The organism is Bradyrhizobium sp. CCBAU 53421 (assembly GCF_015291625.1).
GTDB lineage: Bacteria > Pseudomonadota > Alphaproteobacteria > Rhizobiales > Xanthobacteraceae > Bradyrhizobium.
In genome coordinates, this window is sequence record NZ_CP030047.1 from 7,217,708 (window position 1) to 7,243,743 (window position 26,036).

At 65.1% G+C, this 26,036-nt stretch carries 22 protein-coding genes; 13 read left to right on the forward strand and 9 right to left on the reverse strand.

From position 1 onward, the window contains the following. Positions 1-100 precede the first annotated feature (100 nt). Positions 101-733, forward strand: a complete 633-nt coding sequence (locus tag XH92_RS33920; RefSeq protein WP_194456027.1) for an aspartate/glutamate racemase family protein — start codon at positions 101-103, stop codon at positions 731-733. Between the two features lie 47 nt (positions 734-780). Here the strand turns inward: XH92_RS33920 and XH92_RS33925 are convergent, their stop codons facing one another. Then, positions 781-2,115: an MFS transporter gene (locus tag XH92_RS33925; protein ID WP_194456028.1), complete on the reverse strand. Its 1,335-nt coding sequence runs from the start codon at positions 2,113-2,115 to the stop codon at positions 781-783. Positions 2,116-2,433: 318 nt separating this feature from the next. Here XH92_RS33925 and XH92_RS33930 point away from each other — a divergent pair, with 318 nt between their 5' ends. Beyond that, entirely contained in the window at positions 2,434-3,633 is a 1,200-nt protein-coding gene (locus XH92_RS33930; RefSeq protein ID WP_371818100.1) for a multidrug effflux MFS transporter, read from the forward strand. 63 nt (positions 3,634-3,696) lie between these two features. Here the strand turns inward: XH92_RS33930 and XH92_RS33935 are convergent, their stop codons facing one another. Continuing rightward, entirely contained in the window at positions 3,697-4,131 is a 435-nt protein-coding gene (locus tag XH92_RS33935; protein ID WP_246787824.1) for a DUF983 domain-containing protein, read from the reverse strand. Positions 4,132-4,226: 95 nt separating this feature from the next. Here XH92_RS33935 and XH92_RS33940 point away from each other — a divergent pair, with 95 nt between their 5' ends. Both XH92_RS33940 and XH92_RS33945 read left to right on the forward strand, forming a co-directional pair. Continuing rightward, on the forward strand, positions 4,227-5,603 hold the full coding sequence (locus XH92_RS33940; protein ID WP_194456030.1) for a PLP-dependent aminotransferase family protein: 1,377 nt from the start codon (positions 4,227-4,229) through the stop codon (positions 5,601-5,603). A 105-nt stretch (positions 5,604-5,708) separates the two neighbouring features. Further along, on the forward strand, positions 5,709-7,007 hold the full coding sequence (locus XH92_RS33945) for a serine hydrolase domain-containing protein (RefSeq protein ID WP_371817853.1): 1,299 nt from the start codon (positions 5,709-5,711) through the stop codon (positions 7,005-7,007). 18 nt (positions 7,008-7,025) lie between these two features. Here XH92_RS33945 and XH92_RS33950 read toward each other — a convergent pair whose 3' ends face one another. Beyond that, positions 7,026-7,334: a hypothetical protein gene (locus XH92_RS33950; protein ID WP_194456031.1), complete on the reverse strand. Its 309-nt coding sequence runs from the start codon at positions 7,332-7,334 to the stop codon at positions 7,026-7,028. Between the two features lie 193 nt (positions 7,335-7,527). On the opposite strand from XH92_RS33950, the gene XH92_RS33955 reads away from it, so the two are divergent. Further along, positions 7,528-8,532 carry a hypothetical protein gene (locus XH92_RS33955; protein ID WP_194456032.1) on the forward strand — a complete coding sequence of 335 codons (1,005 nt, stop codon included), beginning with the start codon at positions 7,528-7,530 and terminating at the stop codon, positions 8,530-8,532. A 370-nt stretch (positions 8,533-8,902) separates the two neighbouring features. Here XH92_RS33955 and XH92_RS33960 read toward each other — a convergent pair whose 3' ends face one another. Then, the gene (locus tag XH92_RS33960; protein ID WP_194456033.1) at positions 8,903-10,135 is read right to left on the reverse strand and encodes a rhodanese-like domain-containing protein; all 1,233 of its coding nucleotides are present in this window, start codon (positions 10,133-10,135) and stop codon (positions 8,903-8,905) included. A gap of 247 nt (positions 10,136-10,382) precedes the next feature. Here XH92_RS33960 and glgC point away from each other — a divergent pair, with 247 nt between their 5' ends. Next, positions 10,383-11,645, forward strand: coding sequence for a glucose-1-phosphate adenylyltransferase (gene glgC, locus XH92_RS33965; RefSeq protein WP_026192423.1), 1,263 nt, complete (start codon positions 10,383-10,385; stop codon positions 11,643-11,645). After that, positions 11,642-13,096, forward strand: a complete 1,455-nt coding sequence (gene glgA, locus XH92_RS33970; protein ID WP_194456034.1) for a glycogen synthase GlgA — start codon at positions 11,642-11,644, stop codon at positions 13,094-13,096. Before glgC ends, glgA begins: the two co-directional genes overlap by 4 nt. A 62-nt stretch (positions 13,097-13,158) precedes the next feature. Here glgA and XH92_RS33975 read toward each other — a convergent pair whose 3' ends face one another. From XH92_RS33975 to XH92_RS33995, 5 genes are all read right to left on the reverse strand, one after another. Then, complete coding sequence (locus XH92_RS33975) at positions 13,159-13,476, reverse strand: hypothetical protein (protein WP_194461545.1); 318 nt, start codon at positions 13,474-13,476, stop codon at positions 13,159-13,161. Between the two features lie 149 nt (positions 13,477-13,625). Next, on the reverse strand, positions 13,626-14,756 hold the full coding sequence (locus tag XH92_RS33980) for a serine hydrolase (RefSeq protein WP_194456035.1): 1,131 nt from the start codon (positions 14,754-14,756) through the stop codon (positions 13,626-13,628). Between the two features lie 515 nt (positions 14,757-15,271). Then, entirely contained in the window at positions 15,272-17,494 is a 2,223-nt protein-coding gene (locus XH92_RS33985; RefSeq protein WP_210345498.1) for a fused MFS/spermidine synthase, read from the reverse strand. Between the two features lie 174 nt (positions 17,495-17,668). Next, positions 17,669-18,157 carry a DUF417 family protein gene (locus XH92_RS33990; RefSeq protein ID WP_194456037.1) on the reverse strand — a complete coding sequence of 163 codons (489 nt, stop codon included), beginning with the start codon at positions 18,155-18,157 and terminating at the stop codon, positions 17,669-17,671. Positions 18,158-18,321: 164 nt separating this feature from the next. After that, the gene (locus XH92_RS33995) at positions 18,322-18,957 is read right to left on the reverse strand and encodes a TetR/AcrR family transcriptional regulator (protein WP_194456038.1); all 636 of its coding nucleotides are present in this window, start codon (positions 18,955-18,957) and stop codon (positions 18,322-18,324) included. 250 nt (positions 18,958-19,207) lie between these two features. Between XH92_RS33995 and XH92_RS34000 the strand changes: the two genes are divergently transcribed. Genes XH92_RS34000 through XH92_RS34025 form a run of 6 tightly spaced genes read left to right on the forward strand, consistent with a single transcriptional unit; the run spans position 19,208 to position 26,019 of the window. Continuing rightward, positions 19,208-20,518 carry an NAD(P)/FAD-dependent oxidoreductase gene (locus XH92_RS34000; protein WP_246787826.1) on the forward strand — a complete coding sequence of 437 codons (1,311 nt, stop codon included), beginning with the start codon at positions 19,208-19,210 and terminating at the stop codon, positions 20,516-20,518. A gap of 5 nt (positions 20,519-20,523) precedes the next feature. Next, positions 20,524-21,378, forward strand: a complete 855-nt coding sequence (locus XH92_RS34005; protein ID WP_194456039.1) for an ABC transporter ATP-binding protein — start codon at positions 20,524-20,526, stop codon at positions 21,376-21,378. Then, positions 21,375-22,166, forward strand: a complete 792-nt coding sequence (locus XH92_RS34010; protein ID WP_194456040.1) for an ABC transporter ATP-binding protein — start codon at positions 21,375-21,377, stop codon at positions 22,164-22,166. Before XH92_RS34005 ends, XH92_RS34010 begins: the two co-directional genes overlap by 4 nt. Further along, complete coding sequence (locus XH92_RS34015; protein WP_194456041.1) at positions 22,166-24,100, forward strand: long-chain fatty acid--CoA ligase; 1,935 nt, start codon at positions 22,166-22,168, stop codon at positions 24,098-24,100. Before XH92_RS34010 ends, XH92_RS34015 begins: the two co-directional genes overlap by 1 nt. Next, a complete protein-coding gene (locus XH92_RS34020; protein ID WP_194456042.1) occupies positions 24,101-24,973 on the forward strand; it encodes a branched-chain amino acid ABC transporter permease in 873 nt (290 codons plus the stop codon). Next, a complete protein-coding gene (locus XH92_RS34025; RefSeq protein WP_194456043.1) occupies positions 24,973-26,019 on the forward strand; it encodes a branched-chain amino acid ABC transporter permease in 1,047 nt (348 codons plus the stop codon). The genes XH92_RS34020 and XH92_RS34025 overlap by 1 nt, the downstream gene beginning before the upstream one ends. The last annotated feature ends 17 nt before the right edge of the window (positions 26,020-26,036 follow it).

Genomic DNA, 26,036 nt, shown 5'->3' on the forward strand with positions numbered 1-26,036 from the left:
GCATATTCCACCCTCACCTGCTGCGATGATAGAGCCCCTCACCCCTGCCCTCTCCCCGCGAAGGGCGGGGAGAGGGAGGAAGAAGAGGCGATAACACACCATGCGCATCACGCTCATTCACGCCCTGAAACACTCGATCGTGCCGATCGAGGCATCGTTCGCAAAGCATTGGCCGGAAGCGCGGCTGATGAACCTGCTCGACGACAGCCTGTCGGCCGACCTCGCGCGCGACGGCAAGCTCACCGAGCGGATGACCGAGCGCTTTCTGACCGTGGGCAGCTATGCTGCCAGCACCGGCGCCGACGGCATTCTCTTCACCTGCTCGGCGTTCGGCCCCTGCATCGAGGCGGTGGCGCGCGCGCATGCGCCGATGCCGGTGCTGAAGCCGAACGAGGCCATGATCGAGCAGACGGTGGCGAAGGGACAACGGATCGGCCTGCTCTCGACCTTCCCGCCCACGCTGGTGTCGATGCCGCCTGAATTCCCATCCTCGGTCACGCTGGTGCCGAAGCTCGCCGAGGGCGCGCTGGCGGCGCTCGATCGCGGCGACCGCGCCGAGCATGACCGTATCGTGGTCGAGGCAGCCAAGGATTTGCGCGACTGCGATCTGATCGCGCTCGCGCAGTACAGCATGGCACCGGCCGCCGAGCGCGTCGCCGCCGTCACCGGCCGCGAGGTGCTGACGACGCCCGACAGCGCGGTCAAGAAGCTGAAGGCGATGCTCGGCGGTTAGCTCCGCTGCGCCGGGTGGATTAGCCGAAGGCTAGTCGCCCTACAGAGCTATCCGCCCGCATCCTTCACGTTCAGATCGACGCCCTGCGGATCCCTGATCGTCGACACCGTGATCAGCGAGATCAGCGACAGCACCGCGATGTAGACGCCGACACGCCAGGACTCGCCGTAGGCGCCGATGATCCATTGCGCGATCATCGGCGCGAAGGCGCCGCCGAAGATGGCGCCGAGCGCGTAGCCGATCGAGACGCCGGAATAGCGCACCTTGGCCGGAAACAGCTCGGCATAGAGCGCGGCCTGCGGGCCATAGGACAAACCGAGCGCGATGGTGAGGCCGACGGCGCTGATGAAGAACAGCAACAGATTCTTGCTGTCGATCAGAAACCACATCGGCACCGCCCACAGCACCATCAGGGTGTAGCCGATCTGGAAGCAGCGCACGCGACCAATCTTGTCGCCGAGGATGCCGCCGAGCAGCGTGAAGATGAACCAGCTCACGGCCGCGAGCGTGCCGATCAAGAGCAGCTGCTCGGACGGCATCTTCAGCGTGTTGGCGCCGTAGCTGATGATGAACGCGATCAGGATGTAACCGGCCGCATTGTTGGCCATGAAGATCAACGCGGTGCGCAAAATTTCCTTGCTGTGATTGCGCATCAGCTCCCTGAGCGGCGCGGAGGATTCCTTGTGCCGCCGTTGCATCGCCTTGAACACCGGAGACTCTTCAACCGTGCGGCGGATCACGATGCCGACGACGATCAGCAGGATCGACAGCAGGAACGGAATCCGCCAGCCCCATTCGATCATCGCTTGCTTGCCGAGAATCGTGGTCAGCACCCACAGCACGCCGGTCGCCAGGATCATGCCGAGTGGGGTGCCGACCTGCGGGAACGAGCCGAAGAAGCTGCGCTTGTCGACGGGTGCCGACTCCACCGACATCAGCGCCGCGCCGCCCCACTCGCCGCCGGCCGAGAAGCCCTGCAGGATGCGCAGAAGAATGAGGAGCGCCGGCGCCCAGGCGCCGATTTGGGCATACGTCGGCAGCAGGCCGACCAGCGCGGTCGCAGCCCCCATCAACAGCAGCGTGACGACCAGCATGTTCTTGCGGCCGAAGCGGTCGCCGAGATGGCCGCAGACGATGGCCCCGAGCGGACGGAACAGGAATGAGAGGCCGAGCGTCGCGAACGAGACGATCTGCGCCAGCAGCGGGTTGTTGGCGTTCATCGGCGCGAAGAACAGCGCGCCGAACACGAGGCCAGCGGCCTGGGCGTAGACGAAGAAGTCGTACCATTCGATCGTGGTGCCGACGAGCGTTGCGGTGAGGACCTTGCGCTCCTCATCCGACAGCGTAGCGCCGCGCGAACGCGCGGAGATTTCGATGGACATGTGGCCTCCCCAAAACCCGTTCTTTGGCCGTGCCGGCGTGATCGGCCGCGATGCGCCTGCCCAGCACGGATGCTGGTACCGGGATAGCAGAGGTTTTCGCGGGGGACGAGCAAAATAGTTGCAGCAGCAACGATAGCGCGCCACCCGATGCCCTCGGCGCCGGTTCCATGACCCGGCTACCTCACCCGCCGGTGACGGTCTCCCATCCCGAAACGCCGATTGTGCAACGCAGCAAGAGCATTATGATCCGGGTTCGCCACGAGGTCTTAAGTGTCTGACATCAATGCCGATGCCTGGGTTTCCTCAGGCCACCGCCCGATGGGCTTCCCGGAATTCGTCGTCGTCATCGCCTCCATCATGGCGCTCAACCCGCTGGCGATGGACATGATGCTGCCGGCGCTGCCGAACATCCGCTCCGCCTTCCAGATCGCTGACGCCAACCGCCCGCAGATGGTGCTGTCGATCTTCCTGGTCGGCTTCGGCGTCGGCCAGTTCGTGATGGGCCCGCTGTCGGATCGTTTCGGCCGCCGCCCGGTGCTGCTCGGCGGCATGACCGTCTACACCATCGCCGGCCTGCTCGCGATCATGGCGCCCTCGTTCGAGACGCTGCTCTTGGCGCGCGCGCTGCAAGGCCTCGGCACTGCGGCAACGCGCGTGATCGCCACCTCGATCGTGCGCGACTGCTACGCCGGACGTCGGATGGCGAGCGTGATGTCGCTGGCCATGATGGTGTTCATCGCGGTGCCCGTGATCGCGCCGTCATTCGGCCAGGCGGTGATGCTGCTGACGCATTGGCGCGGCATCTTCGTGCTCTTGATGATCTACGGCGTGATCGCGCTGGCCTGGAGCGCGATGCGGATGCCGGAGACGCTGCCGCTGGAATTGCGCAAGTCGCTGGCGATCCCGGAGGTGCTGTCCGCGTTCCGCCAGACCGTCACCAACCGCCAGACGCTCGGCTACGCGCTCGCCGCCGGCGGCGTGCAGGGCTCGCTGTTTGCCTTCGTGTTCTCCTCGCAGCAGATCTTCACCGAGATCTTCAAGCTCGGACATTACTTCCCGGTCGCCTTCGCGGCCTGCGCGGTCGGCGTCGCGATCGCCGGCTTCCTCAACTCGCGCATCGTCGGCCGCATCGGCATGCGCGTGATCTCGCACGCCGCGCTGACCGGCTTTGCCGTGGTCGCCGGCGCGCTGTTCATCGCGGTGAAGACCGACACGCTGTCGCTGCCGCTGTTCATGGTGCTGGCGGGCCTGATGATGTTCGCATTCGGGCTGATGATGGCGAACTTCACTGCGCTCGCGATGGAGCCGCAAGGCAAGATCGCCGGCACCGCCACTTCGCTCTACGGCACCATCACCACCCTGCTCGGGATCGGCGTCGGCACCACGATCGGCCAGGATTACGACGGCACCTTGCTGCCGTTCGCGACCGGCTTCTTCCTCTGCACGCTGGCGGCAGTCGCCGTCGTGCTGGTGACCGAGAAGGGCCGGATGTTCCGGCCGCATCACCATCCGATTTGATCTTCGTAGGGTGGGTTAGCCGAAGGCGTAACCCACCATCTTTCTCGCGAGCGGCGCGGCGGATTACGCTTCGCTAATCCGCCCTACGGAACCGGCGTTGGTTCGCACCCGCGCCGGCGCAGCAACCCGCCGCGTTGCCGCAAATCCCTCCATCCCGAGCTGCCACTGCAATCCGACGATCGCGCCCTTGGTCGGCTGCAACAATCCGAGTGCGCTGAACAGCGTGAACGGCAACCAGATCGCCAGTTGCAGCCAGGCCGGCGGCGCGTAGGTCATTTCCATCCAGAGCAGCGCCGGCACCACGACGTGGCCGACCACGACGATGACGAGATAGGCCGGAAAGTCATCCGCGCGCTGCGGGGTGAAGTCCTCGCCGCAGACCTCGCAATGATCGGCAACCTTGAGGAAGCGGCCGAACAGATGGCCGCGCCCGCAGTTCGGGCACTTCATGGTGAAGCCGCGCAACATCGCCTTTGGCAGGGAAACCGTCTCGGTCATTGTCGTTTTCCTTTCGCCGTTGTCCTTGACCTGATCTGATGATCCATACAATATGCCTTCGATAGCATACAATCAAAGACAATGCGCTGGATTGCATGGATTGGATCCCTACAGTTTCGGAATGGCACGGCCCGATGTTCCTGCGCATCGTCGATGCGCTGGCCGCCGACATCGCGAGCGGGCGTCTGGTGCGCGGCCAGCGGCTGCCGACCCACCGCGCGCTGGCGACCGCGCTCGGCATCGACCTCACCACGGTGACGCGCGCCTATGGCGAGGCGCGGCGGCGCGGGCTGCTCGATGCCCGGGTCGGCCAGGGCACCTTCGTCTCCGAGACCACCGCGCGCGCGGCGTCCGATCTGCCGGCGCCCGTCAACATCGACCTTTCGATGAACCTGCCGCCGCAACCGGTCGAGGCCAATCTCGACCTGCGCATCGCGCAGGGACTTGCCAACATCCGTTCCGAGGCCGGATTTTCAGCCTATCTCGGTTATACGCGTCCGGGCGGCACCGCCGAGGAACGCGAGGCCGGCGCCGCATGGCTGCAGCCGCGCGTGCCGAACGCATCGGCCGACCGCATCGTGATCTATCCGGGTTCGCAGGCGATCATCTTCAACGCCCTGCTGGCGCTGACCTCGCCCGGCGATGTCGTGGTGACGGAGGCGTTGACGTTTCCCGGCATCAAGGCCGCGGCGGCGCGGCTCGATGTCCGCCTGGTCGGCGTTGCGATGGACAGCGAGGGCGCGAGGCCCGACGCGCTGGATGAGGCCTGCCGCAAGCACAAGCCGAAGGTGGTCTATCTGGTGCCGACGCAGCAGAACCCGACCACGGCGACGATGGGCGCTGTCAGGCGCAAGGCGATCGCCGACATCATCAGGAAGCGCGGCTGCGTCCTGATCGAGGACGACGTCTACGGCCCGCTCGAGCCGCAAATGGCGCCGATCGCCACGTTGATTCCGGAACGCACCTACCTTGCCGCGAGCATCGCCAAATGCATCGCGCCGGCCTTGCGGGTCGCCTATCTGCTGGCGCCGGATGCGAGCGCCGAGCAGCGGATGCGCGCCGGCATGCAGGCCACCATGCAGATGCCGCCATCCTTGATGGTCGCGCTGGTCACGCAATGGCTGCGCTCCGGCGTCGCCACTGAGATCATCCGCGCGATCCGCAACGAGGCGGCCGCGCGCCAGCAGCTCGCGTCCCGCTTCCTCAAGGGCGTCAGCTACGCGGCGCGGCCGGCGAGCCACCATCTCTGGATGCCGCTGCCGAAACATTTCGACGGCACCGACCTGCTGTCGCATCTGATGCGCAATGGCCTCGCCGTGGTCGGCGAAGACGCCTTCGCGGCCGGCGATGCCGCGCCGCGCGGCCTACGTGTCTCGCTCGGCGCCGCGCGCAACCGTGCCGAACTGAGCCAGGCGCTGCAGGTGCTGTCGAATGCCGTGCGTACGCCGGTCGGCGCCACGCAAATTGTATGAATTTCGACCATCGTTGAGGAATAAACTCGCCCGAAAATGATTATGGTGCGGGGGCGCCTGCGCTAAAACCGCGGCGTTCAGGCATAGGCAGGGGCGGGCTTTTCAATGTCGGGCAGAGTTGATCGGGCAGCGCGGCCTTCCGTGCGAACGCTTCGTAGGGCTGCGACTGCGCTCTTCTGTCTTGCACTTGTCATATCCGGCGCGGCGCGCGCCTCTGATGCCCCTGCCCCATCGCCGGACAAGCTCGAACGCATCACCGCATTCTTCGACAACGAAGTTGCGACGGGAAAAATTCCAGGCGCCGCCATCCTGATCCAGCAGCACGGCAAGCCGGTCTATCTGAAGACCTTCGGATATCGCGACGTCACGACCAAGTCGCCGATGCGGCCGGACACCATGTTCGCGCTGCATTCGATGACCAAGCCGATCACCAACACCGCCGCGATGATGCTGGTCGACGAAGGCAGGCTGTCGCCGCAGGACCCGCTGTCGAAATACATTCCGGCGTTCGCCGACGTGAAGGTCGGCATCGAACCGGATGGCGGCAACGATCTGAGCAAGCTCGAGCTGGTGCCGCCGATCCGCCCGGTCACGATCGAGGACCTGATGCGGCACACCTCGGGCATCACTTACGAATATATCGGCGCCGACTGGATCCAGAAGCTCTACCGCGCCGGACATCTGTTCGACGGCAAGTTCGACAACAAGGAATTCGTCGCGCGGCTGGCCAAGCTGCCGCTGTCGCGGCAGCCCGGCACGATGTGGCGCTACGGTCATTCCACCGACGTGCTCGGCCGGGTGATCGAGATCGTCGCGGGCAAGACGCTCTATCAGTTCGAGAAGGAGCGCATCTTCGATCCCCTCAAGATGAACGACACCAGATACGTGCTCGATGCCGAGACCGAGCGGACTCGGCTGGCCGAGCCGCTGCCCTCGGACACCATCCTGATCGAGGGGGAAAACGACCGGCGCGCGCATCCGGAGTGGGAATCCGGCGGCGGCGGTCTGGTGTCGACCATTCTCGATTATGCGCGCTTCGCACAGATGCTGCTCAATGGCGGCGAGCTCGACGGCAAGCGCTATCTCAGCCCCGCCGCCTTCAGGACCATGACGACCGACCATGTCGGGCCGGGCTCCGGCGTCGGCCGCGACTACTGGTACTTCCCCGGCGACGGTTTCGGTTATGGCTACGGCATTGCCGTGCGCACCGATCCCGGCATTGCCAAGCCGCCGCCCCCCGGCTCGATCGGCGAGTTGAAATGGGACAGCGGCAGCGGGACCTATTTCGGCGTCGATCCGAAACTCGACATGATCTACATCATGCTCGAGCAGACCCAGAACGAACGCCAGCGCATCACGCCGGCATTCCGCAAGCTGGTCTACGACGCGTTCAGCCCGGATTGAGCTCGGTCGCTGGTTCCGTCATTGCGAGGAGCGAAGCGACGAAGCAATCCATCTATCCACGCATTCGCGGATAGATGGATTGCTTCGCTTCGCTCGCAATGACGGAGCCGGAAGTATCCCACCCCACGACTTCCGCCGAACCATCTCCTGCCTGCGCCATGCTGCATCCGCGATCAGGCTCGCGGTGCATTCGTCGCAGACGAACGCACACGCATCCGTAAACAGGCCGATCCGCGGCTCGAGTCCGATCGCACCATCGTCGACGAGCCCGTCGATGATGCCACCGCAGCACTCGCATTGGTGGCGCGCCGCCGATTCCCGTTCCATGACGCGCTCTCCAGCGGACGCTGCTTCCCTCTCTGCTGCTTCCCTCACGCTATATACTATCGTATATATCGAGACGACAAGGCAGGCGGGTGAACAATCCGGTCGGGAACCCTGCACACAATAACCATCGACCGGAGACGATCGCCTCACAATTCCTGCCTGGTCCAACCAGGTTCATTGAGGAAACGCGATCATGATAAAAAACAATGGCGACGCGGGACATCCGCGCGCAACGGGAGAACTGCTCAATATCCGCCGCGCATCGCTTCCAAGCGCTGCGGCCATCGTCCTCACGCTCGGCACCGCCGGCGTAGCCCGCGCCGAGACCGCGCCGCTCGGGGTTCCCGACAAGAGCTTCCCGGAGAGCGTGACCTCGACCTCCGACGGCACGCTTTACGTCGGCAGCTTCAATCATGGCGGCGTGACCAAGATCTCCGGCGGCAAGGCCGAGCAGCTGGTCAAGCCGGGTGCCGGCGACAGCCGCTCGACGCTCGGCGTGCTCGCCGACGAGAAAAGCGGCACGCTCTATGTCTGCTCCAACGACATCAGCGCGATGGGCGTCGCGGGGCCGAGCGACGTCAAGGGCGCCTGGCTGAAGACCTATGATCTGAAGAGCGGCGCGCCGAAGGGCAGCTTTGCGCTGAGCGATCCGAAATCGTTCTGCAACGATATCGTGGTCGGCGCCGACGGCACCGCCTATGTCAGCGATTCCTTCGCGCCGTTCGTCTACAGCCTGAAGCCCGGTGGCACGGCGCTGGCGACATTCGCGACCGATCCGCAGCTGGCGCCGGCCAAGGACGGCGTCGGGCTCGACGGCATCGCGATCGGCGCCGACGGCAATCTCTATGTCACGACCTTCATTCCGGCAAAGTTGTTCAAGATCGAGATGAAGGACGGCAAGGCGGGCGCCGTGACCGAGCTGAAGCCGTCGCGGCCGCTCGACCACGCCGACGCGCTGCGCGCGCATGGCGGCGGCTTCCTGCTGATCGAGGGCAACGGCAAGCTCGACAAGATCACGGTGACGGGCGGTGAGGCCACGGTCGACACCATCAAGGATGGTCTGGCCGAGCCGGTCTCGGTAACTAAGGTCGGCGATGTCGGCTGGGTCGCCGAGGGCAAGCTGTCCTACGTGATCGGCGACAACAAGGGCAAGGACCCCGGCCCGTTCAAGCTGACGCCGGTGGCGCTGCCGAAGTAGCCACCGTTGTCATCGCCCGGCCTGTGCGCAATTGCGCACATGGACCGGGCGATCCAGTACGCCGCGGCCTCTCGCCTCAATTCGCTGCTGCCTCTGGAATACTGGATCACCCGCATGCGCGGGTGATGACACCGAGCAAGCTGAGCAATCACCTGGTCACCCTGAGAGCCCGCCAACGGCCGGGGCCTCGGAGGATGGCTTGCACAATTTCGGAATAATGGAAAAGTACCGCTGAGTTGCCCGACGAGTCAAGTTGCCGTGTCCGCCGCCAGCCGCCGGCTACTGTGCATGGGGTTGTTTTCGATATTTTGGCAGCTGCCCCCAGCAACTCGGCACCGACGCGGTCGCACCGCCGTCACCAGGTCATCGCTCAGATCACATAGAACCCGTGCGTCGCGTCGCGGCGCAGCTGCTCGACCAGGCCGTACTCCCAATCGAGATAGGCCTGCATCGCCGTTTCCACGACGCCGGTGCCTTCATAGGGGCGCCGGTAACGGTGCGCGGGATCGGGCCGCGGCACGACGCGCGGCGGACCGGCTTCGAGCCCGCCGTCATAGCCGCCGTCGAGCACATAGACCTCCCAGCCCATCTGCGCGAGCCAGGACGCCGTCATGTCGGCGCGGATGCTCCTGTCGTCGGTCAGCACGATGCGCGCGCCGCGCACCGGCGCGGCCATGTCGATTTCCTGCACCAGCTGGCCGCCGGCATAATGACGGAAGCCGGCGAGATGACCGGCGGCGTACTCCTCCGCGTCGCGGACGTCGAAGCGATACAGCGTGCGCTGGGCGTCCTTCTCCAGCGCGGCGAGTTCAGCGGCGCCGATGTGACGGACGCCGGCGCGATAGGCGACGTCGCGGGCATTGCCGGCCGCGCCTTCGAACGGCCCGATGCTGCCGCGCTTGCCGGCGCCGTGTTCGAGATCGTGTTTGGCGAGCGTCCAGCCGATCGTGCCGTTGCGCAGCGCCCGCACCTTGTTCGGCAGCCCGGCATTGATCAGGGATTGCGTGCCGATGATCGAGCGGGTGCGGCCGGCACAGTTGACGATGATCGTGGTGTCGGGATCGGGCGCCGCGCGCCCTGCCCGCAGCACCAGCTCGGCGCCGGGCACGCTGACCGAGCCCGGGATGTTCATGGTGGCATATTCGTCGAAGCGGCGGACATCGAGGATCGCGATGTTGGCCTTGTCCGAGATCAGCGCGGCGACCTCATCGGCGCTCAGCGACGGCGTGTGCCTGCGCGACTCGACCAGCTCGCCAAAGGCCTTGGCGTAGGAATTGACATCCTCGAACACCTCGTAGCCGGCGGCCTTCCAGCCCTGCAAGCCATCGGCAAGCGCCGCGACGTTGCTGTAGCCCAGGGTACGCAACCCGGCGGCCGCGGCAGCGACCAGGCCCTCACCATCGTCATAGAGCACGATCGGCACGTCCTTGCGCGGCAAGCGAAGCTCGGCTTCGAGCGCGATCCGGTCCGCCGCCATGTTGGCGGCAAACAGCGGATGGCCGGTGGCGAATTCCGCCTCGTGCCTGACGTCGAGCAGCGCGATCTCCTGGCGCAGCAGAAGCGTTGCACGGATGTTCTGGGGCGTGACGAGCGAAACTGTCATGAGATGCTGGGCCTCGGGCGGGACATGCGCAGGCCTGCTCTAGGCCGAAATCGCGCGCCGTCAATAGCCTTAACCCGTCCGCAACCCCGATCTTCACGAGCAGGGGTTGCGGGAACGAAAGTCTGTCATCCCGCTTTGCCCAACCGGGGCGCGCTTGCTACGTTCCAATCGGCCCCGTTGGCGCCCGATCAGGCCTTCCGGACAAGAGAAGGCAGCGGGGCCAGCCTGAAGTTCTGGGAGGATGACCATGAGATCAGTCGGAAATGAACCATTGTCGCGTCACGCCCTCGCTTTCGTGCTGGCCGGCGGACGCGGCAGCAGACTTCAGGAGCTCACCGACAGGCGCGCCAAGCCGGCGGTGTATTTCGGCGGCAAATCCCGCATCATCGATTTCGCGCTCTCCAATGCGGTGAACTCCGGCATCCGCCGCATCGCGGTGGCGACCCAGTACAAGGCGCACAGCCTGATCCGGCATCTGCAGGGCGGCTGGAACTTCTTCCGGCCGGAACGAAACGAGAGCTTCGATATCCTGCCCGCAAGCCAGCGCGTCTCCGAGACGATGTGGTATGTCGGCACGGCGGATGCGGTCTATCAGAACATAGACATCATCGAGGCGCACGGCACCAAGTACATTTTGGTGCTGGCCGGCGACCATGTGTACAAGATGGACTACGAGATCATGCTGAAGCAGCATGTCGAGAGCGGCGCCGACGTCACGGTCGGCTGCCTCGAGATGCCGCGGGCGGAATCCTCCGGCTTCGGCATCATGCATATCGACGAGACCGGCCTGATCCAGTCGTTCCTGGAGAAGCCGGCCGATCCGCCGCCGATGCCCGGCAAGCCCGACAAGTCGCTGGCCAGCATGGGCATCTATGTCTTCAATTCGGAATTCCTGTTCGACGAATTGCGCCGTGATGCCGCCGACCCGAACTCGGCCCACGATTTCGGCAAGGACATCATTCCCTATATCGTCAAGCACGGCCGCGCGATCGCGCATCAGTTCAACGATTCCTGCGTCCGCTCCGGCGACGATCCGCGCGCCTATTGGCGCGATGCCGGCACCGTCGACGCCTATTGGGGCGCCAACATCGATCTCACCGACGTGGTCCCCGAGCTCGATCTGTATGACCGGTCATGGCCGATCTGGACCTATGCCGAGATCACACCGCCGGCGAAGTTCGTCCACGACGAGGAAGGCCGCCGTGGCCAGGCGGTCACCTCGCTGGTCTCGGGCGCCTGCATCATCTCGGGCGCGTCGCTGCGACGCTCGCTGCTGTTCACCGGCGTCCATGTCAATTCCTACGCCAATGTCGAGAATGCGGTGATCATGCCCTATGTGAATGTCGGCCGCGGCGCGCGGCTCAGAAACGTCGTGATCGATCGCGGCGTGCGGATTCCGGAGGGGCTCGTCGTCGGCGAGGATCCCGCATTCGACGGCAAGCGCTTCCGCACCACCGAGAACGGGATTACGCTGATCACGCAGGCGATGATCGACAGGCTCGAGACATGACGCAACTGCGCGTCCTCGCGGTCGCTTCGGAAATCTACCCGATCGTCAAGACCGGCGGCCTCGCCGACGTGGCCGGCGCGCTGCCGGCGGCGCTGCAGCAGCACGGCGTCACGACGCGGACGCTGGTGCCCGGCTATCCGGCTGTGCTGAACGCGCTGACCGCGGCGGAGACGCTGCTGCACTGGGGCGAGTTCTACGGCGGGCCGATCCGCGTGCTCGGCGGCAGCCATGACGGCCTCGATCTGCTCGCGCTCGACGCGCCGCACCTCTATGCGCGTCTCGGCAATCCCTATGTCGGCCCCGACGGTCGCGACTGGCCCGACAACGGCATCCGCTTCGCGGCGCTGTCGCGAATGGCCGCCGAAATCGGCCGCGGTGCGATCGCCTCCTTCGTCCCCGACATCGTGCACGCGCATGACTGGCAGGCCGGCCTCGCGCCGGCCTATCTGCATTATGCCGGGCAGCCGCGGCCGGGCACGGTGATGACCGTGCACAACCTCGCCTATCAAGGGCAATTCTCGCCGGACATGCTCGCGACATTCGGCCTGCCGGGCGAGGCCTATTCGCTGCACGGCGTCGAATATTACGGCACCATCAGCCTCTTGAAGGCCGGCCTGCAATTCGCCGACCGTATCACCACGGTGTCGCCGACCTATGCGCAGGAGATCCAGAGCGACGAAGGCGGCATGGGGCTCGGCGGCCTGCTGCGCGAACGCGCCGACGTGCTGAGCGGCATCCTCAACGGCATCGACATCGACGTGTGGAATCCGGCCACCGATCCCGATATCGCCGCGCGGTTCAGCGCCGGGCAGATGGCGGAGCGCGCCGCCAACAAGGCGGCGCTGCAGCGGCGCTTCGGGCTCGATCCGGCGCCGGATGCGATGCTGCTCGGCGTCATCAGCCGGCTGTCATGGCAGAAGGGCCTCGACCTGCTGCTCGACAACATCCCGACATTGCTCGGCGAGGGCATTCAGCTCGCGCTGCTCGGCAGCGGCGATCGCGATCTGCAAGATCGCTACGCCGCGCTGGCGCGCGACAATCCCGGGCGGATCGCGGTCGTGATCGGCTACGACGAGGCGCTGGCGCATCTGATCCAGGCAGGCTCCGATGCGCTCGCAGTGCCGTCGCGCTTCGAGCCGTGCGGCCTCACCCAGCTCTGTGCGCTGCGCTACGGCGCGGTCCCGATCGTTGCCAATGTCGGGGGTCTCGCCGACACCGTGCTGGGCTTCGACGAAGCCGCGATCACCGGTAGCGCGGCAACCGGCGTCAAGTTCGCACCCGTGACCTCGGAAGCGCTCGCCCACGGCTTGCGCACGGCGAACCTGCTGTTCAACGACAAGGTGACCTGGCGCCGGCTGCAGCAGGCCGGCATGGCCACCGATGTGTCCTGGCACAATCGCGCCGGCCGCTACGCCGCGCTCTACCGCGAGCTCGCTGCCGCGCGAGGCTAGAGCATGATCCGGAAAAGTGCGAAGCGGTTTTCCGACAAGATTATGCTCAAACGACGCCGCGATCAGTTCAGCAGATCACAGGACGCGATGCGGTTGACGTCGGCGAGGCGCCGGTCGGAATCTCCCTTGAGATCGAGGCTTGCGACAAGATCGAGCAGCCGGCCATAGGCACGGTCGGCGACTGCGACCGGCAGCGGCTCCTCGTCGAAGGCCTCGATGTAATTGCCGACGAGACCGCTCAGCAGCCGGCACATCGCCCGTTGCTCAGGCTGATGCCTGCTCAAGGTCTCGAGTTTTTCCTGGAGGGTTCGGTAGGTTCGCAAGCCGTGCGGCTGTTGCGAAAGCCAAGTGACTAAATCAGGATTTTGCAGATCGGTCATATTAGCCTCTTCAAAATGGAGAAGAAGCTGCGGGTTTATACAGCCGATCATGGTTCCGCGCCATGACGATTTTTGCATGCACCCCTGCCCAGCCGCGCAGGCCGTGTCATCGGATTTGCACGCAGCATCGCTAGGCTATTCTGGTTTGGTTAGAGCCGCGCGAGTGCCGGCAGAATCCTGTAGCGCGCGATCTCGTGCGGATAGTCGCCGCGATTGGCGAGCAGCACGATGCCGAACCTGCGCGCCGGCACCAGGCCGATATAGGCCGAGGCATTATTGAGACCGCCGGGCTTGTCGATGACGGTGACACCGTCCAGCCGCACATGCTCCCACGCCATCGCCTGCCCGAACTTCGCATCGACACGAAAGCTCTCACGCATGGTCATCTGCAATGCCGCGCGCAATTCGGGATCGATCACCGCGCCGTCGAGGCAGGCGCGCAGCAGCATGCCGAGATCGCGCGCCGACGAGAACATCTGACCGGTGCCGGGAAAATCGTAATAGCTCTGCTGATTGCCGGGTGGACCGATCGCCGTGCCGTCGTGCGAGTAGCCCTGGACCATGCGCTGCATGATCTCCGGCGCCACCGCCGCACGGTTGTCCTCGCCACGATCAGGAACGAAGGTCGAGGTCATCCCGAGCGGCTTGAGGATGCGGCTTTCGATCAAGGTCGCGATCGGCATGCGATAGCGCTGTTCCAGCACCAGCTGCAGCAGGACATAGCCGGCATGGCTGTAGATGCGCTGCTTGCCCGGCTGCTCGCCTGCCGGAGGCGTCCAGGCATTGAGCATCGCGATGAACTGATCGCGGCTGAAGCTCTCGTTCGGCCAGGGCGGATGATCGGTCGGCAGCAGCAGCCCGGATGTATGGTCGACGAGCTCGCCGATGGTGATGCGGCCAATAGTGCCACCGTGCAACTCGGGCAGATATTTGCCGACGGGATCGTCCAGCCGCAATTCGCCGCGCTCGGTGCCGAGCGCAACCAGCGTTGCCTCGAACAGCTTGCGCAGCGAGGCGAGGTTGAACAGCGTGTCCGAGGTGACCGGCCGCTCGGCCGCCGTGTCAGCGAAGCCGTAGTTGAAGAAGGCGACCCGGCCACCGGCATAGACCGCCGCGACAAGGCCGCCCGGATCGGCCGCGGTCGCGGTCGGCGCCAGTTCCGCCGCGACGATGTCCCTGATCTGCGCATCCATGTCGGAATCAGCCCGCGCCGCCGTCAGCACGCTGGCGGCAACGGCGAGCAGGACGGTCGCGATCCGGACGAAGAGCCATTGTCTCATGGAGAACGAATTCGGGACGATGTTGCAATGTGATCCGCAGGCGAACCTGTTCAGCCATTGCGAGATGGCGACATCGCGATCCTAGCGATGGAACCCACACTTTCCGAATTCACGATCGCGCGTCTTTGCGCCGCCGCCGTCCCGGGCTGGGGGAACGGGCGGCCCGATCGCTGTTCCAGCGGTCACTGCCGGAAACCGCGATCGCGACCGCCCTCCCACTCCAGCCACGGCGCGGGAACTGCAATGGAACTAAAAAATGCGGAGTGTTTGAAAATACGGGAAATGTGCTGCGACGGAGAGGCAATGCCAACGCTTGCCGAGAAAGCCGCCGATATGTCTGACTTCGTCACATTCCGCTCCCGACCGGGGGACGGTTTCTTACTAGCAACAATTCGTCAATCAACGGTTGCATAGGCCCGTGGGATTCGATTTACAAGACACGGCTGCCTGCGACGAATTGTCCTGTTCCAGGTGCCGGGATGTCGCGTTCGCGTCCCGCCCGCACCTGAATGCCGCTACTCCAGACCGAGATAGTAGCGCCACTCGGTTCCCATGTTGTCGTCGGTGACGAGGACCTGGTCCTTCGTTCGCGACAGCAGGGCCGGGCACTGCTCGATCATGTCGCCATCGAGGCGGAACTCGTCCATCAGCTCGTCGAGGAATTCACGATCGGTCTTGCCGGCCGGATTGAACTGGCGCTTTCCGTCGATCGTGTAGGCGTCCAGCACCGCCCGCCAGCGGGCATAGTTCCAGTCGAGCGGAGCGTTCGAGGCCACCATGTGGTTGGTGAATCGCGCCCCATAGGGAAACACGGTGCATGCCGTCTTCTGCATCCGCCGCGATGAGGTCGTGTTGTAGAACACGATACCGCCGGGATTGAGATGACCGCTGACCAGCTCGAGAAACTCGACCGAGAGCAGGTTCGTCGCGTTGGCGCGGAAGTTCCAGGTCGTGTTGGAGACGACCGCATCGAACTGCTGTCCCGGGTGGCGGCGCAACCATCGGCGTCCGTCGTCGGCGATGATCGTGACCTTGGGATGATGCAGCAGCGATTGCACCTCGGGGCGCTCGGCAATCAGTTGGGTGTAGCCCGGATTGATCTCCACAATGGTGAGCTGCTCGACCGACGGATTGTTCGCGATGACCTGCGCCCACGACCCCGATGCCAGTCCGATCATCAGCACGTCGCGCGGCGCCGGGTGAAACAGGCTGAGCGCATAGGCGCGGATGACGCCATTGCGATCGGATTTCAGGCTGGTGTTGAAGCGACCGTCATACATGCCGTTGCCATAGACCGCACCATCGGCGTCGACGGTAATCACGCCGCTCCGGTTCTCGACCACGCTGGCGAAGGTCTGACCGGAGATCGCATGGGTCTGAAGATTTTCGAACAGGTGCCGCGAGAGCGGCGGCGCGACAATCGTTCCCGCGCACAGAACCGCAACAGCGATCGCAGCCGCCCTCGCCCGCACACCGGCCACGGCGGGTGATCGGTAGATCAGCAGCAGCGCGCACAGGGTGCCGATCCCGAGCAGCAACATGCTGATCTGCTGCAGACCGAGGTAGTTTGTCAGCACGAAGCCGGTGACGACGGCACCGCTGGCGCATCCGGCGATGTTCGCGCTGTAGAGCAATGCCGTCTGCATGCCGGCCCGATCGTCCGCCGCAATGCCGAAATGCGAGAGGAACGGCAGCAGCGCACCCCATTGCCGCGCGATCAGGTAGATCCCCGCGAGCACGACCAGAATGGTTCCGATACCGAGGCCCGCCGACTGGTTCGCGAGCGGCAGAAAGGCCGCGCCCGCGGCATTGGCCCAGATCAAGCCCTTGGCAGCCTCCCCCATCGCTTCCGCCGGAGAAAGCCGCGCGCAGACATGCGCCGCATTGTAGGCGCCGCCGGCAACGCCCGCCAGAAAACCGCAGAGCACGAAGGCGAACGCCATCGAGCTCGATCCCGAGGCAAACGACACGGTCCGAAACAGGAATATCTCGTAGGACAGCGAGACGAAGCCGCCGACCGCGGCAAGCAACATCACAAACGGCATCGAAAGGATGGGCTGCGCCGTTCGCAGACGTTGCGGGACGATGCTCGTGTCGTCCAGTTGCTTGCGCCGATGATGGGCGATGAACGCACCGACGGCGACCGCGACATTGATCCCCGCCGCGATGTGCACTGCCATGTGCATCCCGAGATGGGGAAAGATGACGACGGCGCAAAGCAGGCAGGCCGCCGAGGCCCCCAGCGTGTTGACGTAATAGAGAAGGCCGACCGAATGGGCCGTCTGTCCCGACGTTCTCACGAGGTGCGAGACCAGGATCGGCAGCGTCGCGCCCATCAGAAGCGTCGGGATCAGCACCAGCAACAGGTTGACGGCGCCGATGGCCGGCAACGACCAGTCGAGCGCGAGGTCGCCGATCCATTCGAAGATCGCGAGCGACACGACGCCAAAGGCCGCAGTGAGCAGCTCGATGATGCCGAGCAGCAGCAAGGGCTGCACGGCGCGCCGCCGCGTGATCCATCCGCCGGCAAGGCTGCCGAGCCCCAGGCCCAGCATGAACGCGGTCACGACGATGGTGACGGATTCCGTATTGACCCCGAAGATGCGGAACAGGCTTCGTTGCCAGGTGAGCTGGTAAACGAGTGCGGGGATTCCGGAGAAGAAGAACAGGATCGGCAGGATCCGATGGCGCACAGCTGATGAGGCCGGGCTCGCCGTCGACAGTTCAAGGGCAGTCACATCCATCCCCCACGTTCGGGAGATTGCTCATAGCAACAATATGTCAATCGACGGTTGCAGCGGTCCCTTGCATTCGAGCAACGGGAGGAGGATTTCGGTCGAATATGTCGAGGCGGGCGCGCTTGGGTCGGAGCGAGATACCATTGATTCAGCACCCGTTAACCAAGGCGGCATCTATCCGGTCCGCGACCCGACGATCGACCGCGGCAACGACGCCAGCAGCAGCACGAGGCAGACGCAGAGCAGCACGATGTCCTTGAACAGGAATTCGCCGGCCAGGTTCCAGGCCATCGGGTCGGCCGACAGGCTCCATTTGACCACCCCGGGCGTCGTGAAGAAGAACGACCAGGTCACCGCGAAGGTGATCACGCCCATCAGCGCGCCGATCGCTGACAGGATCGGGTTGAACGCGCCGGCCGCAAGTAGCACCGCGATGCCGAACTCGGTGACGCCGAGCACATAGGCCTCGCCGCGCAGGCCGAACACCGACAGCCACGAGACGAACGGGCTGTTGCTGATGAACTGCACGATGCCTTGCGCCGATTGCAACGTGAACTTCTGCATGCCGAACGACACGAAGATCACCACCATGACCCAGCGCAGGATCGCGAGCAGACGATAGGACCCCTCGCCGTGTTCGGCGATATTGAACGACAGATTCATGCGGATGTTTCTTCCCTCGCTGCGGTGCCACCATCGGCCGTGGTTACGGCGTTCTTGGCAGGTCTACGCAGCGCGCCCCCACGCGCGTTACGCATGGGACCGGTAGCAGCCTTCACAAGAATGTGCGGACGGGGTTAAGGGCGGTCGCCGCCGCCGCGATAACCTCACGCGCGCTGGCGCAGCGGCCGCGCGGCGTCCTTGGCCGGCACCGGCATGGTGAAGCCGTACAGGAACAGGTCCACCACCATGTCGGCGAACTCGCTGGGGTCGACGCCGCCCTTCGGGTCGTACCAAGTGTGGCTGAAGTTCAGGATGCCGAACAGCATCATGCTGTAGATCTTCTTGGTCCGCTTGACGATCTTGCCTTCCTTGTCGAGCTTGACCAGGAGATCCGAGACCGTGTCGACGATCTGGCGCTCCAGCGCCTTGATCGCATCCTGCTCGGTCTCGCCGAGGAACGAGAGGTCGTTGAGGATCACGCGCTGCTCGTCGCTGGAGCGCGCATTGAGCGCGACGATAGCCTGGATCGCCGCGCGAAACTGCTCCAGCGTCGCCGTCTTGCCGGCCATCGCGGCCTCGACATCGGTGATCATCTCGCGGATATGCGCATCGAGGATCGCGAACAGGATCGCTTCCTTCGAGTCGAAATAATGATACAGCGCGCCGCGCGACAGCTTGCAGGCATCCGCAAGGTCGGCGATCGAAGCACGCATGTAGCCCTGCCGCGCGAATAGGCCGCAGGCGGTGGTGAGGATGCCCCGCTGGATCTCGTCGTAATTTTCTGAGCGCGTTCGCGCCATTGCATTTCTCTCGTGCACCATCGGCGCCGCCGGAATCGGACGGCACCCGTCTCTCTATACTACCGCCACTCCGCGCCCTCCTCCCCTTTGCGGGCACCATCCACCAGAACTCGTCGAGCAAGTCACAGCTTCATTGACCTGCGTCAAAAAATAATTTGAACGACCGGTCGGATTATATTATCGTGCCCGTCATCAGGCAAGCAGATTGCGCACGCCGGGACCAACCCGGCGGCACCGAGGGAGGCTGCGCGTGGATGCTCATAAGGTCGATGCTGTCGTGATCGGAGCCGGCGCCGGCGGGCTATGCGCCGCGGCGCGCCTTGCCCATGGCGGGCTGCATACGCTCGTCGTCGACGACAAGGACCGGCTCGGCGGACGCGCCTCGACCGAGGAGATCGATGGCTTCAAGGTCAATATCGGCGCGATCGCGATCGAGTTCGGCGGCGTGTTCGAGGAGACCTTCCACACCGTCGGCGCCCCGCTGGACATTCGCGCGCCGGAGCCCGCGAGCTCGTTCTTCATCGACGGCAAGGTGATCGATGTCGGCCGCGGCGGCTGGTCGCTGCTGCTCGGGCAGCTCACGAAGCAGGCCTCGCGCATCCTGGAGAAATTCGCCGATGCCCGCGCCGGCAACCTGCCCGACGGGCGGCAATCGACCGAGGACTGGCTGAAGGGCTACACCAGCAACGCCACGGTGCACGCGCTGTTCCGCAATCTCTGTGCGGCGATCTTCGCCTGCAACGCCGCCGAGCTGCCGGCGCGCGCCTTCCTCACCTATTTCACCAGCAAGGGCGCCTTCAAGAAGTTCGGCTTCTGCCCGCAGGGCACGATCGGCGTCTGGAACAGCCTCGGCAGCGCGATCCGGCGCAACGGCGACATCTGGCTCGGCACGCCGGCGACCACGATCCACACTGCCAACGGCCGCGTCGAGGGCATCACCGTGCTCAGGGATGGCGAGAAGGTGCGGATCGACACCGATCTCGTGATCAGCAATGCGGGACCGAAAGCCACCGTCGCGCTTGCAGGCAGCGCGGCCTTCCCGGCGGACTACATCGCCAAGGTGAAGAACGACCTGCGTCCGGCCGCCAACATCGTCATCAACGTCGCGAGCCGCGAGCCGCTGATCAACCATCCCGGCATCGTCACCTTCGGCAAGACGCGGCGGCTCTGCAACATGGCGAACCTCTCCGCCACCTGTCCGGAACTGGCGCCGCCCGGCTGGCATCTCTACGTCGCCTATGCCGTACCGGTGCCGGCGCTCGGCGATTTCGATTCCGACGCCGAGGTCGCGCTGGCGCTCGAGGACCTGCGCGAGCAGTTCGCGAGTTTCGACCAGGCGAAAATCCTCTCGATCCGGGTGATGCGCGACGACTGGCCGGCGCAACGCAGCTGCGCCGGCTACGACCTGCCGCGGGAAACCGGAATCGAGGGCCTGTGGTGCGTCGGCGACGCGGTGAAGCAGTACGGCAATGGCGGCACCCAGGCCTGCGCCGAGACCGCCAAGATCGTCACCGATGCGATCTTCGCCGCGCGGCCGCGCCGATCGGCCGGCCGGGTCTGAGCGCGATGCCGACGACCATCGCGCATCCGACGCCGCAGCCAGCAACCCAGGCCGCTCCTGCGCCGGATGCCCTGCTCGAATTCCGCAACATCCGGATCGTCTACGACAACGCGATCGAAGCGATCCGCGACGTCTCGATTGCGGTGCCCGAAGGCAACATCGTCGCCCTGCTCGGCTCCAACGGCGCCGGCAAGTCGACGCTGCTCAAAGCGATGTCCGGCATCCTCTACACCGAGGAAGGCGTGATCGAGAACGGCAGCATCCGCTTCCGTAATGACGAGGTGCATCGTCTCGCGCCGGACGAGCTGGTGCGCCGCGGCATCGTGCAGGTGCCGGAGGGCCGCCGCGTGTTCGCCGCACTGACCATCGACGAGAACCTGCAGATGGGCGGCTACACCAGGACCGGCGCCGAAGCGCGCGAGCGCCGCGACAAGGTATTCGTGCTGTTTCCGCGGCTCTATGAGCGGCGCGACCAGATCGCCGGCTACATGTCCGGCGGCGAGCAGCAGATGCTCGCGATCGGCCGGGCGCTGATGACCGATCCGGTGCTGCTGGCGCTCGACGAGCCGTCGCTCGGCCTCGCGCCGCTGATCATCGACCGCATCTATGAGGTGATCGTCCGCCTGCGCGACGAGCTGAAGATGACGGTGCTCCTGGTCGAGCAGAATGCACAGCGCGCGCTCGACATCGCCGACTATGGCTACATCCTGGAAACCGGCCGCGTGGTGCTCGACGGCACCGCCAAAAAGCTCACCGCTAACGAGGACGTCCAGGAGTTCTATCTCGGCGTCTCCTCCGCCGGCCGCAAGAGCCTGCGCGACGTCAAGCATTACAAGCGCCGCAAGCGGTGGCTGTCGTGACCGCGCTGCTTGCGATCGAGAACCTGTCCAAGCGCTTCGGCGGCCTGCAGGCAGTCGCCGACGTCAGCCTGCAAGTCTCGCCGGGCGAGATCTGCAGCGTGATCGGCCCGAACGGGGCCGGCAAGACCACGCTGTTCAACATGATCTCGGGCGTGCTGCGGCCGAGCGGCGGCCGGATCACATTTGACGGGATCGACCTTTCGACCATCTCGCCGTGGAAGTTCGCCGCCGTCGGCATCGGCCGCACCTTCCAGAATCTGGCGCTCTTCAAGCACGGCACCGTGGTCGAGAACATCCTGACCGGCCGCCATACCCACCTGCGCTCGACCGTGCTCGACGCCGTCGTGTTCTTCGGCCGTACCCGCAAGGAGGAGATCGCGGCCCGGCGGCGCGTCGAGCATATCATCGAGTTCCTCGAGATCGAGCATATCCGGGACGCGGTGGTCGGCACGCTGTCCTACGGCCAGCAGAAGCGCGTCGAGCTTGCCCGCGCGCTCGCCTGCGAACCAAAGCTACTGCTGCTCGACGAGATGGTCTCCGGCATGAACCAGGAGGAGACCGAGGATATCGCGCGCTTCGTGCTCGACATCCGCGACGAGCTCGGCATCACCGTCGTGATGATCGAGCACGAGATGCGCATCGTGATGGACATCTCCGACCGCATCCACGTGCTGAACTTCGGCCGCAAGATCGCCGAAGGCACGCCCGACGAGGTCAGGCGTGATCCGGCGGTCGCGGAGGCCTATCTCGGCGGCCAGCGCGCAGAGGCGATAAAGGTGGGCGCGTGATGTCGACGCTGGACAGTTTTCGTACCGTTCATCCACCGTTGCAGGCCAATGCAGCGCGCAGCGCACCTGCGGGAGGAGCCGACGCGCTGCAGGCGGCGCTTGCGGATGCCGCCATCACCATCCCGCAATTGCTGCAGCGGCGCGCCGCGATGCATGGCGATGCGCTGGCACTGCGCGAGAAGGACTACGGCATCTGGAACCCGTATTCCTGGCGGCACTATTACGAGACCGCGCGCGCGGTCGCGCTCGGGCTGCTGTCGCTCGGCATCAAGCCGGGCGACCGCATCGCCATCGCCGGCGAGAACACGCCGGAATGGTTTTACGCCGATCTCGGCGCCCAGATGATCGGAGCGGTCGCGGTCGGCATCTATCCGACCAATCCCTGGGTCGAGCTGCAATATATCGTCAAGCATTCCGGCGCCCGCATCGTCGTCACCGGCGACCAGGAGCAGACCGACAAGGTGCTCGACGCGATGGCGGGTAATGGCGGCCTGCCGGACCTCGAGGCCATCGTCTGCATCGACATGAAGGGCCTGCGGCACTACCGCCAATCGGAACTGATGTCGTTCGCTGCATTGTGCGAGCGCGGCACGGCCTATGCCGAGGCGAACCCGGACGCCAACACGGCGCTCGACCGCCTGATCGGCCAAGGCGCGCCCGACGATGTCTGCATCCTGGTCTATACGTCAGGCACGACCGGCCCGCCCAAGGGCGCGATGCTGACCCACCGCAATCTGGTCTACGCCGCCTATGCCTACGCCAAAACCGTGGGGATTGCCGACAAGCCGTTCGAGGCGGTGAGCTATCTGCCGCTGTGTCATGTCGCCGAGCGCTGCTACGGCACCGTGACGCATCTCGTGCTCGGCGGCACCGTCTCCTTTGCCGAATCGATCGACACGGTCGCGATCAACATCCGCGAGATCGCGCCGACCTTCTTCGTCGGCGTGCCCCGCATCTACGAGAAGCTGCAGCAGGGCTTTCTGTTCAGGCTCGGCGAGAGCGGCCGGATGCGGCAGAGCTTTACCAAAGTCTGCCTCGCCTGGGGCCGCGCCCTGTCCGACCGCCGACAGGCCGGCAAGGCCAATGTGCTCGACCGCGCCGCCTACGGGCTGCTCTACCTCCTGATGTTCCGCAATCTGCAGCGCCATCTCGGCTTCGCTTACAGCCGGCACCGGCTGTGCGCCGGCGCCTCGATCTCGCCGGAGACGCTGCGCTTCTTCGACATCATCGGCCGCCCGGTGTCGCAGGGCTACGGTCTCACCGAAAGCGGCGGCGTCGCCTTCATCCAGACCGCGAGCCACCACCGGATCGGCGGCTGCGGCGTGCCGTTGCCGCAGACGGAATGGAAACTCGACAGCGATGGCGAGATCCTGCTGCGCAACCCCGGTATCTTCAAGGGCTACTTCCTCGACGAGAAGGCGTCGACCGCTTCGCTGGAACAGGACGGCTGGCTGCGCACTGGCGACATCATCGACGTGCTCGACAACGGCGAAATCGCCGTGGTCGACCGCAAGAAGGCGATCATCATCACCGCCGGCGGCAAGAACATCGCGCCGTCGGAGATCGAGAACGCGCTGAAGGATTCCGAATTCATCAAGGAAGCCATCGTGGTCGGCGAGGCCAGGAAGTACCTCGGCGCCATCGTCCAGGTCGATTACGACAATGTCGGCCGCTGGGCGCGCGACCGGGCGCTGGCCTACACCAACTACAAATCACTGTCGCAGCTGCCTGAAGTGCACGAGCTGGTCGAGCGCATCGTCAACGAGACCAACAAGCGCTTCGCCCGGGTCGAGAACATCAGGCGCTTCGCCATCCTCGAGAAGGAGCTCGACCATGACGACGGCGAGCTGACCGCCACGCAGAAGGTGCGCCGCGCCATGATCGAGAAGAAGTTCGCGCGCGAGCTTGCCATCATCTACCAGTCGGAGGGCTGAATGCAGTATCTCGTCCAGCTCCTGATCTCGGGCCTTGCGATCGGCGCCATCTACGGCCTGATCGCGATGGGCTTCGCGGTGATCTACAAGTCCACCGGCCTGGTCAATTTCGCGCAAGGCGAGATGACAATGATCACGGCCTATATCGCCTGGACGATCTCGACCACGGTCAGCGGCAACGTGTTCGTCGTCGCCATGGGTGCGATCCTCGCCGCGGTCCTGCTCGGCCTCGTCATCGAGCGGTTGGTGATGCGACCGATGCTGGGCGAGCCGGTGTTCGCGACCGTGATGGTCACGATCGGCCTCGCGGTGATCCTGCGCTCGGCGATCAACTTCATCTGGGACGCCTATCCGCACGGGCTCGATATCGGCATGGGCCGCGGCATCGTGCATCTCGGCAGCATCGGCGTACGGACCGGGCAGCTCGCGGTCATCGCGGCGCTGCTCCTGCTGCTCGCCGCGATCTGGGCCTTCTTCCGCTACAGCAAGGTCGGCGTCGCGATGCGTGCCGTCGCAGCCGACGACCGCACCGCGCTGCTGATGGGCATCAGCGCCACCAAGGTGCATGCGTTGGCCTGGGCGGCGTCGTCAGTGATCGCCGGCATCGGCGGCGTGTTCTTCGCGCTGTCCTACGATCTGTCGCCGGCGATGTTCCAACTCGGGCTGAAGGCGTTTCCCGCCACCATCCTGGGCGGGCTTGACGCCGTGCTCGGCTCTGGCCTTGGCGGCCTCCTGATCGGCATCACGGAAAACCTCGCCGGCGGCTATCTCGGCTCCGGCATGAAGGAGGTGGCGGGCTTTGCCATGATCATCGTTGTGCTGATGGTCCGCCCGTTCGGCATCTTCGGCGAACGCGACATCGAGAGGGTGTGATGCGCACGGGCGATTACAAGCAGAGCTATGGGGAACTGGTTGCGCTGATCGATTCCCCGCCGGTGTGGCTCTGGTCGGCCGTGCTGCTGCTGGCACTGATCGCAGCGCCCCATCTGTTGAATTCCTACGCGCTGTCGTTCCTGATGATCATCCTGATCACGGTAACCGGCGCACTCGGGCTCAACATCCTGACCGGCTACACCGGCCTGATCTCGCTCGGCCATGTCGGCTTCCTCGTCACCGGCGCCTATGCTTACGCGGTGTTGGTCTCGAAATACCACATGCCGCCGCTGGTCGGCTTCCTCGGCGCCGGGGTGGTGCCGGCGCTGGCGAGCCTGATCGTCGGCGCGCCGTCGCTGCGGCTCAAGGGGCTCTACCTCGCCATCACCACGCTCGCCTTCTCCTTCATCATCAACACCGTGATCCTGGAGATGCGCTGGTTGACCAACGGCGCCCGCGGCATCCAGGTGCAGCGGCCGGAGATCCTCAGCATCAGCTTCGACGGCGATGCCGCCTTCACCTATCTCTGCCTCGGCATCGCGGGGCTGACGCTGTTCGCCACCCTCAACATCCGCCGTAGCCGGGTCGGCCGCGCCTTCGTCGCGATCAGAGACAACGACACCGCGGCCCGGGTCATGGGCATCAACCTGCATGCCTACAAGCTGTTCGCCTTCGTCACATCGGCGTTCATCACCGGCATCGCCGGCGCGCTCTACGGCATCTATCTCTCCTTCGTCAGCGTCGAGGGCTTTCCCTTCCTGCTGTCGATCGAGGCGCTGGCGATCCTGATCGTCGGCGGGCTCGGCTCGGCGCTCGGCGCCGTGCTCGGCACCGTCCTGATCGTGTTGCTGCCGGAGGCGACACGGCTCGTCTTCAGCCTGTTCAGCGCGCAGATGGACGCGACGTTTACGACCGGCGCGCAGGAGCTGAAGAGCATGCTCTACGGCCTCGTCATCATCCTGTTCCTGCGCTTCCAGCCGAGGGGTCTGGTCGGCGCCTGGCACGACATCAAGCGGACCTGGGTGCACTGGCCGCTGCGCTACTAACCAAAAAAAGACGCAAC

Bases quoted from the DNA above. Each gene is read 5' to 3' on its own strand.
- XH92_RS33995 (WP_194456038.1), bottom strand. From the start codon at position 18,957: ATGGCGCGAACGCGCTCAGAAAATTACGACGAGATCCAGCGGGGCATC.
- glgA (WP_194456034.1), top strand. From the start codon at position 11,642: ATGACGCAACTGCGCGTCCTCGCGGTCGCTTCGGAAATCTACCCGATC.
- XH92_RS33990 (WP_194456037.1), bottom strand. From the start codon at position 18,157: ATGAATCTGTCGTTCAATATCGCCGAACACGGCGAGGGGTCCTATCGT.
- XH92_RS33975 (WP_194461545.1), bottom strand. From the start codon at position 13,476: ATGACCGATCTGCAAAATCCTGATTTAGTCACTTGGCTTTCGCAACAG.
- XH92_RS33935 (WP_246787824.1), bottom strand. From the start codon at position 4,131: ATGACCGAGACGGTTTCCCTGCCAAAGGCGATGTTGCGCGGCTTCACC.
- XH92_RS34015 (WP_194456041.1), top strand. From the start codon at position 22,166: ATGTCGACGCTGGACAGTTTTCGTACCGTTCATCCACCGTTGCAGGCC.
- XH92_RS33960 (WP_194456033.1), bottom strand. From the start codon at position 10,135: ATGACAGTTTCGCTCGTCACGCCCCAGAACATCCGTGCAACGCTTCTG.
- XH92_RS34020 (WP_194456042.1), top strand. From the start codon at position 24,101: ATGCAGTATCTCGTCCAGCTCCTGATCTCGGGCCTTGCGATCGGCGCC.
- XH92_RS33950 (WP_194456031.1), bottom strand. From the start codon at position 7,334: ATGGAACGGGAATCGGCGGCGCGCCACCAATGCGAGTGCTGCGGTGGC.
- XH92_RS33920 (WP_194456027.1), top strand. From the start codon at position 101: ATGCGCATCACGCTCATTCACGCCCTGAAACACTCGATCGTGCCGATC.
- glgC (WP_026192423.1), top strand. From the start codon at position 10,383: ATGAGATCAGTCGGAAATGAACCATTGTCGCGTCACGCCCTCGCTTTC.
- XH92_RS34025 (WP_194456043.1), top strand. From the start codon at position 24,973: ATGCGCACGGGCGATTACAAGCAGAGCTATGGGGAACTGGTTGCGCTG.
- XH92_RS33945 (WP_371817853.1), top strand. From the start codon at position 5,709: ATGTCGGGCAGAGTTGATCGGGCAGCGCGGCCTTCCGTGCGAACGCTT.
- XH92_RS33930 (WP_371818100.1), top strand. From the start codon at position 2,434: ATGGGCTTCCCGGAATTCGTCGTCGTCATCGCCTCCATCATGGCGCTC.
- XH92_RS34005 (WP_194456039.1), top strand. From the start codon at position 20,524: ATGCCGACGACCATCGCGCATCCGACGCCGCAGCCAGCAACCCAGGCC.
- XH92_RS33940 (WP_194456030.1), top strand. From the start codon at position 4,227: ATGGATTGGATCCCTACAGTTTCGGAATGGCACGGCCCGATGTTCCTG.
- XH92_RS33955 (WP_194456032.1), top strand. From the start codon at position 7,528: ATGATAAAAAACAATGGCGACGCGGGACATCCGCGCGCAACGGGAGAA.
- XH92_RS33980 (WP_194456035.1), bottom strand. From the start codon at position 14,756: ATGAGACAATGGCTCTTCGTCCGGATCGCGACCGTCCTGCTCGCCGTT.
- XH92_RS33925 (WP_194456028.1), bottom strand. From the start codon at position 2,115: ATGTCCATCGAAATCTCCGCGCGTTCGCGCGGCGCTACGCTGTCGGAT.